The 13,982-nt window shown below is 65.4% G+C and carries 10 protein-coding genes; 5 read left to right on the top strand and 5 right to left on the bottom strand.

Annotated elements, in window-relative coordinates:
- Positions 1–242: 242 nt before the first annotated feature.
- Positions 243–1,799 (bottom strand): ABC transporter ATP-binding protein, encoded by a 1,557-nt coding sequence (locus tag E5Z01_RS12125; RefSeq protein ID WP_135229595.1) that lies wholly within the window; start codon positions 1,797–1,799, stop codon positions 243–245.
- Between the two features lie 161 nt (positions 1,800–1,960).
- On the opposite strand from E5Z01_RS12125, the gene E5Z01_RS12120 reads away from it, so the two are divergent.
- Positions 1,961–3,181: a 23S rRNA (cytosine(2499)-C(5))-methyltransferase gene (locus E5Z01_RS12120; RefSeq protein ID WP_420810845.1), complete on the top strand. Its 1,221-nt coding sequence runs from the start codon at positions 1,961–1,963 to the stop codon at positions 3,179–3,181.
- Between the two features lie 173 nt (positions 3,182–3,354).
- Here the strand turns inward: E5Z01_RS12120 and rnhA are convergent, their stop codons facing one another.
- From rnhA to E5Z01_RS12100, 4 genes are all read right to left on the bottom strand, one after another.
- Entirely contained in the window at positions 3,355–3,888 is a 534-nt protein-coding gene (rnhA, locus tag E5Z01_RS12115; protein ID WP_119765973.1) for a ribonuclease HI, read from the bottom strand.
- 88 nt (positions 3,889–3,976) lie between these two features.
- Positions 3,977–6,058: a single-stranded-DNA-specific exonuclease RecJ gene (locus E5Z01_RS12110; protein WP_135229629.1), complete on the bottom strand. Its 2,082-nt coding sequence runs from the start codon at positions 6,056–6,058 to the stop codon at positions 3,977–3,979.
- Between the two features lie 59 nt (positions 6,059–6,117).
- Positions 6,118–6,450 carry a hypothetical protein gene (locus tag E5Z01_RS12105; RefSeq protein WP_135229593.1) on the bottom strand — a complete coding sequence of 111 codons (333 nt, stop codon included), beginning with the start codon at positions 6,448–6,450 and terminating at the stop codon, positions 6,118–6,120.
- A 99-nt stretch (positions 6,451–6,549) separates the two neighbouring features.
- Positions 6,550–7,779 carry a collagen-like triple helix repeat-containing protein gene (locus tag E5Z01_RS12100; RefSeq protein WP_135229592.1) on the bottom strand — a complete coding sequence of 410 codons (1,230 nt, stop codon included), beginning with the start codon at positions 7,777–7,779 and terminating at the stop codon, positions 6,550–6,552.
- Between the two features lie 466 nt (positions 7,780–8,245).
- Here E5Z01_RS12100 and E5Z01_RS12095 point away from each other — a divergent pair, with 466 nt between their 5' ends.
- From E5Z01_RS12095 to E5Z01_RS12080, 4 genes are all read left to right on the top strand, one after another.
- Positions 8,246–9,064 carry an enoyl-CoA hydratase/isomerase family protein gene (locus tag E5Z01_RS12095; protein ID WP_338069146.1) on the top strand — a complete coding sequence of 273 codons (819 nt, stop codon included), beginning with the start codon at positions 8,246–8,248 and terminating at the stop codon, positions 9,062–9,064.
- Positions 9,061–10,218 (top strand): phosphohydrolase, encoded by a 1,158-nt coding sequence (locus E5Z01_RS12090; protein WP_240738354.1) that lies wholly within the window; start codon positions 9,061–9,063, stop codon positions 10,216–10,218. Before E5Z01_RS12095 ends, E5Z01_RS12090 begins: the two co-directional genes overlap by 4 nt.
- Before the next feature lie 182 nt (positions 10,219–10,400).
- The gene (locus E5Z01_RS12085) at positions 10,401–12,149 is read left to right on the top strand and encodes a VanW family protein (RefSeq protein ID WP_240738352.1); all 1,749 of its coding nucleotides are present in this window, start codon (positions 10,401–10,403) and stop codon (positions 12,147–12,149) included.
- A 224-nt stretch (positions 12,150–12,373) separates the two neighbouring features.
- The gene (locus E5Z01_RS12080; RefSeq protein WP_135229591.1) at positions 12,374–13,936 is read left to right on the top strand and encodes an acyl-CoA carboxylase subunit beta; all 1,563 of its coding nucleotides are present in this window, start codon (positions 12,374–12,376) and stop codon (positions 13,934–13,936) included.
- Positions 13,937–13,982 lie beyond the last annotated feature (46 nt).

Raw genomic sequence — 13,982 nt, 5'->3', positions numbered from 1 at the left:
GAAGGGTGAACGTCGGTTGACCGGACACTCATGTCATATCGACTCTAATTGAATCGCTGGCGAAGGGATTCAATCCGAGCACAGCGAGTGGGAGCGGGGCGGGTTCCGGGCGTGGAATTCACCCACCGGTGAGGTTCTGGTTTGTTGACGGAACAGACGAAATTCGCACCATCCGTCCGACAGCCGCGCCCTGCCATCTGGGCGCGGGCAGGGGAGCCAGACACCCGCGTCGGGTGTGGGGTTCAGGCGGGCGCAGCGCTGCCGGTCATCATCAGGCCCAGCTGCGTTTCGGTGGCCTGCGCGGCTTCCACCTCGCCGGCAATGCGGCCCTCGTACATCACCAGAATGCGGTCCGAGAGGTTCATCACCTCGCCCAGGTCGGCGCTGATCAGCAGCACCGCCAGGCCCTCGTCGCGCGCTTTCACGATGCTGCCGTGAATAAACTCGATGGCCCCGATGTCCACCCCGCGCGTGGGCTGGCTGGCGACCAGAATCCTGGGCCGGCGGTGCATTTCACGGGCCACGATCAGTTTCTGTGCGTTGCCGCCGGAGTAGTTGCCGGCCGGCAGCGAGGTGCTGCGCGGCCTCACGTCGTACTCCTCGGACAGCTCACGGGCCGTCTTCTCGATCAGGTCGAGGTTCAGGAAGCCGAAACGGCCGGCATAAGGCGCGTCATCGTGTTCGCCCAGGATGTAGTTCTCGGCAGTGCTCATGTCCAGCACCAGGCCGCGCTCGTTGCGGTCTTCGGGAATGTGCGACACGCCCGCCGCCTCCACGCCCCGCACCCCGTGCGCCGGGCGGCCCAGGTAGGTGATCTGGCCCGCCTGGTAGGTTTTCAGGCCGGTGATGGCCTCGACCAGTTCGCTCTGCCCGTTGCCCTCGACCCCGGCAATCCCCACGATCTCGCCGGCGCGCACCTGGAAACTCACGCCGTCCACCGCGTTCTTGTGTTCGCCCTTCACCACCAGGTTCTGCACGTCCAGCGCCACCTCGGTGGGGTGGGCCGGGGTCTTGTCCACCTTCAGGCTCACGTCGCGGCCCACCATCATCTTCGCCAGCGTCTCGGTGGTGGCGCCCGCCGCCGGAATGGTGCCGATCATGCGGCCGTCGCGGATCACCGAGATGGTGTCCGAGATGTGCAGCACCTCGTGCAACTTGTGAGAAATGAAGATCACGGCATTGCCGCTCGCGGCATACTGTCCCTTGAGAAACTCGAACAGTTCGTCGGTTTCGCTGGGCGTCAGCACCGCCGTCGGTTCGTCCAGAATCAGAATGCGTGCCCCGCGGTACAGCGTCTTCAGGATTTCCACCTTCTGCTGGCGGCCCACCGGCAGGTCGCCCACCAGCGCGTCCGGGTCGAGGTCGAAGTTGAACTGTTTCACCAATTCGGCCACGCGCCGCCGCGCCGCGCCATAGTTGATGCTGGTGCCCTGGGTCGGCTCGGCGCCCAGGATCACATTTTCCGTCACAGTCAGCGTGTCGACCAGTTGAAAGTGCTGAAACACCATGCCGATGCCGCGCGCGATGGCCTCGGCCGGGCTGCTGAACACCACGCTCTCGCCGTCCACGATGATCCGCCCGCTGGTCGGCGGCTGCGCCCCATAGACAATTTTCATCAGGGTGCTTTTGCCGGCCCCGTTTTCACCGCACAGCGCGTGCACACTGCCCCAGTTCACGCTCAGGCTGATGTTGTCGTTCGCCAGCACCAGCGGAAAACGCTTCGTGATGCCCTGCAACTCCAGGGCCACCGCGGACTTGTGCTGCACCTGGCTCAGCACATCGGCAGAAGAAACGGTCATGGTCACAGTGTACGCGGTGCGTGGAAAGCGGTCATGGCCTGAGGAAAGATGGCTTGCGGCCTGCGCTGCATCAACTGCGCTGCACGCCCTGCTGCCCAGACCAACGTGACTTTTCCCGGGCGCGGCGCTGCACAACTGCGGTATGCTGTTTTCTTGTGAATTTGCCCGCCCAGCCCGCCCCCGGTTCGTCCCGCCTGCGCCTGCGCGTCACGAACGCCGCCGAGTCGCATATCCGGGCCGGTCACCCTTGGGTGTACGAATCGAGCGTCCGCGAGCAGAACCGCCCCGGCGAAGCGGGCGAACTGGCCGTCATCTACGACCGCCGTGACCGTTTTCTGGCGATCGGCCTGTACGACCCGGCGTCGCCGCTGCGGGTGCGGGTGCTGCACGCGGGGGCTCCGGTCAACATCGATACGGCGTGGTGGGCTGCCCGGCTCGACAGTGCGCTGGCTCGCCGCGCGGCGCTGTTCGGCGCGGTGGCCGAGGATCACGCCACCAACGGCTTCCGGCTGATCAACGGTGAATCGGACGGGTTTCCGGGCCTGGTGCTCGACCGCTACGCGCAGGTGCTGGTCATGAAGGTGTACACGGCGGCGTGGTTCCCAGTGTTGCCGCTGCTGCTCGACTTGCTGGCAGAGCGCTTTTCCGGCTTCGCAGTGGTGCTGCGCCTCAGCCGCAACATTCAGGAACAGGCGGCCAAGGTGGCCCTGATGGACGGCGCGGTGCTGCTGGGAGACGTGCCTGATGGCCCGGTCATCTTCAAGGAATCCGGCCTGCACTTCGAGGCCGACGTGCGCCGGGGGCAGAAAACCGGGTTTTTTCTGGATCAGCGCGAGAACCGCCGCCGGGTCGAAACCTTCGCGGCGGGCCGGCGCGTCCTGAACGCCTTCTCGTTCAGCGGAGGGTTCAGCCTGTACGCGGCCCGTGGCGGCGCCACCGAGGTCGTCAGCGTGGACATCAGCCCGCACGCCCTGGAAGGAGCGCGGCGCAACTTCCAGTTAAATCCTGGCCTGCGTGCCCGGCATGAAACCGTGCAGGCCGACGTGTTCGACTGGCTGGGGACCACCCCGCGTCAGTTCGACTTGGTGATCCTCGACCCGCCCTCGCTGGCCCGCCGCGAAAGCGAACGCGCAGGAGCCATTCGTGCCTACGCGAAACTCGCCACCGACGGCCTCAGTAAACTGGCGCCGGGGGGAATCCTGATCAGCGCCTCGTGCAGCGCCCACGTCAGCGCCGACGAGTTCTTCCAGGCTGTGCGCACCGCCGCCCGCCGCACCGGACGCTCCGTGCGTGAACTGCGCACCAGTCGCCACGCGCCCGACCATCACGCCAGCTTCCCTGAGGCCGAATACCTGAAAGCCATCTACCTGCGAGTCGAATAAGGAGCGTTCAAATCCGCCTCAACAGGGATGGAATGGCTGCTCATCGTAAACGGCAGAAGCAGAAAAAGGCGTCTTGGACGTGATATTTAACTTTGAGGGCAATCGGGATTCTTATGAGCTGGTGAATGCTTTCCTGGTTGCAGAACGCAACATGCCGGATCGCTGATCAGGGCTCACGAGTTCCGCAGTTTCAGACGTTCCTGCACGGCCAGCTCATCCACCCGCTCGTTTTCGCCGTGGCCGGCGTGTCCTTTGACCCACACGAAGGTCAGGGAGTGCGTGCGGGCCTGGGCGATCAGTTCCAGCCACAAGTCCTGATTTTTTACCGGTTCTTTGCTGGCGGTTTTCCAGCCGTTGCGTTGCCAGTTCAGAATCCAGCCATCGGTAAAGGCCTTGCGCAGGTACTGACTGTCGGTAATGACGCGCACCTGGCAGGGCCGCTTGAGGGTTTTCAGGCCCTCCAGCAACCCGCGAATCTCCATACGGTTGTTGGTGGTGTCGCGCTCGTTGCCGCTGAGCACCAGTTCCTTCTGGCCATAGCGCAGAATGGCGGCCCAGCCGCCGTGCCCCTTGGTGGTGTCGCAGGCCCCATCACTGAACAGTTCGACCACCTCGCCCGCAATGGGTTTCTCCGGTTGAATGCCGGCCCTGATGGGCAGGCGGTCACGGGAGGCACTGTGCTGGGGGCGGGCAGGGGAGGGGGGCATCGCCCCGGAACTGTAAGGACAGTGCCCGTCGCCTGTCAAGGGAAATGACTGGGTAAAGGGGTCAATCTGACCAGGCGCCCGGTGAGGCTCAGGCCACAGGAACGGCGGTGCTGTGGGCGGTTTCTGCCGGGGCGTCTAGCGGGCGGGGGATGCCAGGTTCCAGGCCCAGCATGGCGTACACGCTGGCCACCCAGCCGGCGTCGTTCAGCACCCGGTAATGGTGCGCCCACTGCCAGCGGCGGTAGGCGTCGGCGGCGCGTTCCAGACGTTCCTCGTCCTTCAGGGCGTCTGACAGCGGGTTCTCGGGCGGGGCCGCGAGGTGATGCAGGGTCAACGAACCCTCGAGTTCCGCCAGGGTTTTCGGCCCGAACGCAAAGGCCACGCGGGACGTGCCCAGCCAGCGGCGCAGGTCATCCTCGGGCGGCAGGGCGTACAGGATCAGTTCCGGCCCATGGAACGCCTGACCGACTTCCAGCAGCTGCACGCCGGGCACGTTGTCGCGCAGGAAGTCCACCACGCCGTTCTGCGCGTAGGCTGCGGCGCCCGCGCTGAGGCGTCCCATCGCTTCCCTGGGGTTCAGGCGCGGGGTGTCTTCCACACTGAGGCCATCTGCACCGTCCAGAGCGATGGTTCCGGGTGGGCGCAGGGCCTGGGCGTGCAATTCCAGGTTCACGCGCCCACGCCACTCGTTCAGGGTCAGGTGGGTGCCCAGGTCGCGCTCGCCGGGCGTGGCGTCGGTTTCGCTGTACTTCACACCTTTCAGGTGACCCAGCCGGAACTGCAGGCTGTTCCTGTTCTTGCCGACCAGCCGGGGCTCGGTGAGGGGGCCGCGCACGTGCCACAGCGGCGGAGTCATGCCTTCTCCGAACGGCTCGAAGGTGGCGGCCTGCGCGACCAGTTCAGCCGTGGCGCCCAGCGGCGGCAGGGGGGCGTCCAGCCGGATGGTCGGCACCGGCACCGGGAACTGCCGGGCGTACTCATGAATGCGTTCCTGAAAGGCTGCCAGGTTCGCCTCGTCCAGCGAGAAGCCGGCGGCGCCCGGGTGACCGCCGAACTTTTTCAGCAGATCCTCGGAGTTGCGCAGACCTTGCACGGCGCTGATGCCGGGCGTGCTGCGCACCGACCCCTTGCCCTGCGCCACGATATACACAGGTTTGTAAAAGGTTTCCAGCAGCTTGCTGGCCACGATGCCCATCACGCCCGCGTGCCAGTCCGGGTGGGTCACCACCAGGGCCGGGTCGCTGGGGTTCACGAGTTGCAGCGCCTGCCGGAACATGGTGTCCTGCAAGGTGCGCCGCTCCTGGTTGCGTGTCTCCAGATAGCTGGCCAGGGCCTGCGCCTCATGCAGGTATTCGGCGGTCAGCAGTTCCAGGGCGCGCTCGGCTTCCCCCATGCGCCCCGCCGCATTGATGCGCGGAGCCAGAATAAACGCCACGTCCCGCGCCGTCACCTGCTCCAGCCGGTGACCCTCTTTCAGGGCTTTTAAGCCCGGCAGTTCGGTGCGGTTCAGTTCCTCCAGCCCAGCCTGCACCAGGGCGCGGTTTTCCCCGACCAGCGGAGCCACGTCCGCCACGGTGCCCAGGCACGCCAGGGCGCTCAGCGCGCGCGGTTCGGGCAGGCCCAGCGCCTCGTTCACGGCCCACAGCAGGTGGTACGCCACGCCCGCCCCGGTCAGGTTGTGGCGGGCGGGGTCGAACTGCTCGGTCAGATGCGGGTGCACCACCAGGCACCTGGGGAAGTCCGGGCCGGGCGCGTGGTGATCGGTGACGATGACTTCCTTGCCGGCCGCCAGCAGCGCCTGGACTTCCTCGAGGTTGGTGACGCCGCAATCCACCGTGACCAGCAGGTCGCAGGCCCCGGCGTGCTCGGGGACGCGGCTCAGGTGAATGCCGTAGCCCTCGTTCAGCCGGTGCGGAATAAAGCCGTGGACATCGGCGCCGGCGGCCCGCAGGCCCAGCACCAGGATGGACGTGGCGGTGACGCCGTCCGCGTCGTAATCCCCGTGAATTCGAATGCGTTTGCCCGCGCGGATGGCGGCCACGATTCGCTCCGCCGCTTCCCGCAGACCGGGGTTGGGGGTCAGCGCCAGGGGCGGGCGCAGCAATTCCGGCGTCAGGTGCCGGCCGGCCAGCACCTGCGCCAGGGGTGGCGCCACCCGCCACTGCCGCATGGCCCGCAGCAATTCGGCCCGGCTGGCCGGACGTGCCAGCACCCAGTTTTCGGGGGGCTTCACTCGCCGACCTTCTCGCCTGGTTCGCTGGGCAGCGCCGCGAGCCTGGCCTGAAGGGTAGAGGCCAGGCGGTCTTCCAGGCTGCGCAGCGTCCGGGCTTCCATTCTGCTGTGTTGAAGCAGCCGCGCCAGCACGGGCAGGAAAAGCAGCGTGGCGTACAGCCCGCCCAGCACCGCGAAGCCGCCCAGGGCCAGACCGCCCGGCACCAGCCATTCCCCGCGCCCCATCGGCAGAGGAAACCGCAGCAGGATGGGATTTTCCAGGGCCACCAGCAGCACGTAAGCCAGGAGACCCAGCAGCAGCAGAACCTGAAGAAAGGACAACGCACGCATCCCCCCAGTGTAGAGCAAGCGCCTAGGGGAACGCTCAGGACAGCGCCGCTGGCAATAAAAAAGACCCCCAAGGAAGGGGGTCTATGAGGCAGGAGAGGCTTAGAAGTAGAACTTCACGCCGGCTTTCACGGCGCCGTTGAAGCCGCGGGTGGTGCTGCTGGCGTCACCGCTGATGCCGGTGCCGGTGCCCTTGTTGCTCAGGTAGTAGCGGCCGTTGCCTTCCACGAAGGCGGCGATGCTGTCGGTGAAGCGGTATTCCACGCCCACCAGGCCCAGGCCGTACATGTCGGTGGTGCTGCCGGCCGTGCCGGTGGTGGTGTAGGTGGGGCTGGCGGTCAGGCCCAGGCCCAGGCCGGCATACACGCCCAGGTTGGTGCCCAGATCCAGGTTGTAGGTGGCGGCCAGGTCGGCATTCACCGCTTTCTGACCGATGTTGTAATCCACGGCCACGCGGGCACCGATGGGGCCGAAGACACTCTTGGAACCGATCATGCCGCCGACAGTGGTGCAGTAACCCGCGTCTGCGCCGTTGCCACGCAGGCCGCTCTTGCAGGCTTTGGTGTCGACATCCGACATCTTGGCCCCGAAGCTCAGGCCGGCGTAAAGGTTCTTGTCAGCCATGGCAGGCGCCACGTCGCCGATCACCACGGTGGTGCTGGCGGCGGGGGTGGCGGGTTCGGTCACCACGGTGGTCGTGGTGCTGGTGGCGGGCGCAGGAGCGGCGGCGGTGCCGGCCGGGCCTTGGGGGCCAGCGGGGCCCTGGGGGCCGGCCGGGCCAGCGGGGCCCTGGGGGCCGGCCGGGATGTTCTTGATGGCGGCTTCCAGCGCGTCGATACGGGCGGTCAGGGCGGTCACGTCAGCGCTGGCGGCACCGGTGTTCAGGCCGGCGATTTTTTCTTCCAGGGCGGCGATGCGGGCGGCCTGGTCAGCGTTGGCTTTCTCGAGGTCGCCGACGCGGGTGCTGATGGCGGCCAGTTCTGTGCTGACTTCCTGCATGCCGTTGACGATGGTGGTCATGTCGCCGCTGCTGAATCCACACTGGGCCATCGCGCCGCTGGTCAGCAGGCGGTGGAAGATCAGGGCGGCCTGGTAACGGGTCAGGTTTTCGTTGCCACGGAAGGTACCGTCGGGGAAGCCCTGGATCAGGCCGCAGGAGACGATCTTGTCGACGGCGTCCTTGGCCCAGTGGCCGGCGGGAACGTCACTCAGGGTCACCTGGGCGGGAGCGGCCGTGGTGGTGGCGGGGGTGCTGGTGGCCGGGGCGGTCTGTGCGCCGGCAACGCCGAGGCTCAGGGCAACAATGGACGAAATCATGAGGGTGTTACGCATGCTGGTCTCCTTGCGTCGAAAATGAGCACGTGAAGCGCTCAGAACCGACTTTCCTGTCGTTCAACTTAGTCAGCTGGAATGAGGAGTCTGTGAAAAATTGTCTGCTGATGAGACCGAGCGACCCGTCCTTTGCGCGAATCTGATTGAGAACCAGGCACAATGAGAACGAAATGTGTAAAAGGGAGATTGTGATGTGAGCTGGAATTGCTTATCTTGCCGTTTAAATCCTTCCTTGGATGAGAAAGGCACAGCTTTTTTTACGTTCGGTGTTCATGAGAGGGACTTTCATGTGGTCGCGCCGTGCTCACTCTGGGAATGCGGGCGGTGCGTGATGGGCCATTTCAGGGATTGCATCACCTGACCTCAAGAAATGGACGGATTTTGCCTAGAGCTGGGCGGCTGAGTCCCGGCTTGCTGCGAACGGCTACCGTCCGTCCTGCCGCGCCGTTCATGTCACCATGGGGGCATGACGCAAAATCCGCAGGACATTCCGCACATGGACGAATACGAATTCGAGAACCTCACCATCGACCAGCACGGTCCGTTGGCTGTTCTGACGCTGAACCGCCCCAGGGCCCTGAACGCCCTGAACAGCGAAACGTTCAGTGAGATGAGTGAGGCGCTCGACCTGATCGTCGACAACGCCGAAATCGGTGCGCTGATCATCACCGGAGCGGGCGAGAAGGCCTTCGTGGCCGGCGCCGACATCAGCGAACTGAACGGGCTGGACGGTGTGTACGCGGGCCGTGAGGTGGCGCTGGCCGGACAGGACGTCATGAGCCAGATCAGCAACCTGCCTATTCCCGTCATTGCCGCCATCAACGGCTTTGCGCTGGGCGGCGGGTTTGAGCTGGCCCTCGCCTGCGACATCCGCGTGGCGTCCCCCCGCGCCCGCCTGGGCCTGCCTGAAGTCACGCTGGGCGTTATTCCGGGGTTCGGTGGTACGCAGCGCCTGCCGCGCCTGATCGGTGCGGGCCGCGCGCTGGACTTGCTGCTCACGGCCCGGCAGATCAGCGCCGAGGAAGCCCTGCAGATGGGCGTCGTGAATTACCTGGCCGACGAACCGCTGGCCAAGGCGCGTGAAGTTGCCGAGAACATCGTGAAAAATGGCCCGATTGCCCTCTCGCTGGTGAAAGAGGCGGTGCGGCGCGGCCTGGACACCACGCTGGACGCCGGGTGCGAAATAGAAGCCGACCTGTTCGGCATGGCGGTGGCGACCGCCGACTTTCAGGAAGGCACCGGGGCGTTCCTGGCCAAACGCAAACCCGAGTTCAAAGGCGAATGAAACGCGACCTCCAGAATGCGCGCCCGAACGACCTTCAGGAAGGGGGTGATACGGCGCCCAGTCAGGTCAGGCGCGGTAAGGATCATAAGTTCCGCCTGAGCGTGTCCGGCGGCACCGTCCAGGACGTGACGAGTGAAGCGCTGCCCCACCCCGCCGCTCCCCACCCCGGGGCCCCCCAGCCCGAGGCCGCTCAGCCACCGTCGCGCGTGGTGGAATTCACGACGCCCAGGTCCAAGCTGATTGAGGAAGCCGATGGGGCCATCCGTCAGGACCTGACCGATTACCCGCGGGCGCTGGCCGCCTACGAGCAGCTCCGCGCCGATCCGGAAGCGCTGGCGTGCTGGGACATGGCGAATTACATCACCATGCGCAAACTGGGTTACAACGACCACGGGCGCGTCCACGCCTTCATCACCGGGGCGGCCAGCCTGGCCATCACCGAACTTCTGCTGGATGCCGGCGTGAAACCGGACCTGATGGACAGCGGTATAGGCGACGCCGACGACGTGTTCCTGACCGTGATTCTGGGCACCATGCTGCACGACATCGGCAACCAGATTCACCGGGTGGGGCACGAAGCGCACGGCGTGACGCTGGCCCTGCCGATCATCGACCGCATCATGGGGCCGCTGTACCCCGATCCCTTCAAGCGCATGAAGGTGCGCTCGTTCATCCTGGGGGCCATCAACTGCCACGACCTGAACCCGCCGCCGCTGACGCTGGAGGGCGGCATCACGGCGGTGGCGGACGGTTCGGACATCACCAAGGGCCGGGGGCGCAAGGCTTTTGCGCTGGGCAGCGTGGACATTCACTCCATCAGTGCCCTGGCCGTCGACGAGGTGGTCATCGAGCGCGGCCGAAACGCCCCGGTGCTGATCGACGTGACCATGAACAATTCCGGCGGCATCTTCCAGGTCGAGGAAGTGCTGGCCCCCAAGGTCATTCGCACGCCCATGCGCCGGTACGTGGAGCTGCGGGCCAGCACCCGTCCGCAAGGTGAGGAACAGATCCTCTCGCGCGTGCGGCTGGACGGCGACCACTTCGTGATGGATCTGGAAGACGGTCAGCGCGTGGCCGTGGAGGTGCAGGACACCCAGAAGAAAGTCACTGAAGCCATTGCCGAGAACCTGGGCATCGGCAGCGACAGCCGCTAGGCGGCGTGCCAGACGGCCTTCGGGCGTGTCTGCGGGCCGTTCTTGCGGGCAGCGCGTGGAGTGATTAGCATGGGCAGGTCAATTCAGTCGGCCTGCCCATCCCCCTTCTCTTTTCTTTATGCAGCAGGGTTGTCCGGCCCGCTTTCATCATTGCGGCGCGGCATTCCTTACACTGGTCAGTGATGACAGTGGGGATGAAATATGCAATTGGTGGGGTGATTACCGCGCTGCTGCTGGGCGGCGCGTTGGCCATGGGCGTGGCCACCCAGGACACGGGTACGCTGGCCCCCGGCGTGCGGGTGGGCGGCGTGGATGTGGGCGGGTTGACCCCGGACGCGGCCGCACAGCGCCTACGTGATGCTGCCGTCGGCAAGGGCCGCCCGGTGACGGTCAAGGCCGCCGACCAGACCTGGACGCTGACCAGCACCGCCCTGGGCTGGCAGATCGATCCGCGCGCCAGCCTGCGGCCCGCCCAGGCCTACACGCAGGAACGCAGCATGCTGGAACGCCTTCAGAGCGCCCTGGGCCGTGCCGAACCGCAGAGCTTCCCGCTGATCACCTCGGTCGACACCGGCAAGACTGCCGCCACCCTCTCGAAACTGACCGCGCCGCTGGGCACCCAGCCCAGGCCCGCCACGCTGGGCTTCGACAAGAAGACCCTGAAGTACGCCGTGCTGACCCCAGACACGCCAGGCCGCCAGGCCGACGTGAAGAGCGCCGTGAACACTTTCAAGGACAACCCGAACGTGTCCACCCTGACCCTGCCGCTGATCACCTGGAAGTCCCCGCAGTCCGCCGAGAACCTCCAGAAACTGGCCGATCAGGGCAACCGCCTGATGCGCCGCATGGTCTTCAAACTGGAGGGCACCACCCGCACCGGCGTGCTTTCCCCATTGCAGGTCGCTGACCTGTACTGGGTAAAGCCCGAAGGGATCGTGCTCGACCCGGCCACCATCGACAGGGCTTTCAAGTTCGTATCGGGCTACATCAACGAACCCGCCCGGGACGCCCGCTACGCCTGGCAGGGCGGCAAGTACGTGCGCGTGGCCGAGAAGACCGGGCATGAAGTCGACCGGGCCGCCGCGCTGGACGTGTTCAAGAAAGCTCTGGTCGACCCGGACGCCAGGGCCGTGGTGTTCCCGGCCAGGGTGGCCCAGCCGAAACTCACGGCGGCGCAGTTACCCGACCCGAACAAGTTGCAACTGATCGCCGTGGGGCGCAGCACCTACTACCACAGCAGCCCCGAGCGCCGCACCAACGTGGCGAACGCCGCCCAGAAAATCGACGGTGCGGTGGTGCCCGCCGGTGAAGTCTTCAGTTTCCTGAATGCGCTGGGCGGCATTACCCCCGACAACGGGTTCGTGGGCGGCCTGATCATCAGCGGCGGGCGCACCGTGGACGGCCTGGGCGGCGGCGTGTGTCAGGTCAGCACCACCACCTTCCGCGCGCTGTACCAGGCGGGGCTGCCGGTGGTGGAGCGCAACCAGCACTCCTACCGCGTGGGCTACTACGAACCGCAGGTGGGCTTCGAGGCCGCCGTGTACGACCCTGGCGTCGACCTGAAGCTGAAGAACGATACCGGCGGCACGATCATGCTGAAAACGCAGAACAACAACAAGACCAGCACCCTGGTGGTGGAAGTGTGGGGCACCGTCAAACCCCAGCGCAGCGTATCCGTCAGCCCCGCTGTGATCCTGTCGCGCCAGGCGCACCCACCGGCCAAGTACGTGTACAACCCGGCTCTGGGTGGGCGGGTCGCGCAGGTGGACTGGGCGCAGGACGGCTACAACCTGTACATCACCCGCGCCATCAAGGACGCCAGCGGCGCCGTGAAATACGACCGTACCACCACCAACTACAAACCGTGGCAGGCCGTGTACGAATACGGCCCCGGCACCGCTCTGGCAAACAGCGGCCGGCCCCGCTCCTGAGAGAAGTTCACCATTGCCGCTGCTTCCTCAGCTGCTGCAGAGAGGTTAATCCGTCGTCATCTCAGCAGATGAGCCTCGCAAATCGCTACAGAACGTGACCTATCAGTGTTACGAGAACACAAATTATAATCCTGCCCTTTGACCCGGTCTAACGGCGGCCGTGTTCCCAGGACAGTCACCCGGATTGCCGCTTTCGCCTGCGGCAATCCGGGTAGATTAGACGCATGACACAGCCGAATATCGAGCTTCAGGAACTCATCGCCACTATGGAGCAAAAGCGGGCCTACGTCGAAGCCGGCGGCGGCCCGGAGCGCGCCAGGAAGCAGCGCGAGGGCGGCAAGCTGACCGCCCGTGAACGCATCGACAAACTGCTCGACCCTGGCAGCTTTCTGGAAATGAGCACCTTCGTGCAGCACGCCCGCAACCGCCTGATGGACGGCGTGGAAAGCCCTGGCGAAGGCGTCGTCACGGGCAGCGGCACCATCAATGGCCGTCAGGTATTTGTGTTCTCACAGGATTTCACGGTGCTGGGCGGCTCCCTGGGCAAGCGCAACGCCATGAAGGTCACGAAAATCATGGACCTGGCCGCCAAGACCGGTTGCCCAGTCATCGGCCTGAACGACAGCGCCGGTGCCCGCATTCAGGAAGGCGTGGACAGCCTTTCCGGGTACGGCGAAATCTTCTACCGCAACAGCATCTACAGCGGTTCGGTGCCGCAAATCAGCGCCATTCTCGGGCCGTGCGCCGGTGGCGCGGTGTACAGCCCCGCCATCACGGATTTCATCCTGATGAGCAAGGGCAGCAGCTACATGTTCATCACCGGGCCGGACGTGATCAAAACGGTGACCCGCGAGGAAGTCACCTTCGACCAGCTCGGCGGCGCGGACGTGCACACCCGCAAGAGCGGCGTGGCGCACCTGGCCCTCGACGGCGACGAGGCGGTCATTCAGGGCATTAAAGACCTGCTGGGTTACCTGCCGCAGAACGCCCGCGAGAAGGCGCCGCGTGTGGAATGCACGGACCCCATCGACCGCCGCAACGACCCCCTGCTCAGCGTCATCACGCCCGACCAGCGCAAGGCCTACGCCATGCACGACGTGATCAAGGACATCGTGGACGGCGGCGAATTCATGGAAATTCAACCCGACTGGGCCAAAAACATCGTGGTCGGCTTTGCCCGCCTGAACGGTCAGAGCATCGGCATCGTCGCCAACAACCCCAAGAGCATGGGCGGCAGCCTCAACATCGATTCGTCCGACAAGGCCGCCCGTTTCATCCGCACCTGCGACTGCTACAACGTGCCCATCCTGACCCTGGTGGACGTATCCGGCTTCCTGCCCGGCGTGCAACAGGAGTACGGCGGCATTATCCGCCACGGGGCCAAGATGCTGTTCGCCTACGCCGAGGCCACCGTGCCCAAAGTGACGCTGATTACTCGCAAAAGTTACGGCGGCGCGTACCTGGCCATGAACAGCCGCGACATGGGCGCCGACGCCGTGTACGCCTGGCCCACCGCCACCGTTGCCGTGATGGGCGCGGAAGGTGCTGCGAACATCGTGTACCGCAAGGAAATCAAGGAATCGGAGAACCCGGCCGCCAAACGCGCCGAGAAAATCGCCGAGTACAAGGACACCTTCGACAACCCGTACATTGCCGCCGGGAAGGGCTACATCGACGACGTGATCGCCATCGAGGACACCCGCAAGATCCTGATTCAGACCTTCGAGATGCTGGCCGACAAGGAAGAGACTCGCCCGTACAAGAAACACGACAACATTCCGCTGTAAACCAGTCAGCAAGAAAGCCGCCCCATTCCGGGCGGTTTTTTATGAT

Source organism: Deinococcus fonticola (assembly GCF_004634215.1).
Classification (GTDB): Bacteria; Deinococcota; Deinococci; order Deinococcales; family Deinococcaceae; genus Deinococcus; species Deinococcus fonticola.
This window is presented reverse-complemented; position numbering and strand designations above follow the sequence as displayed.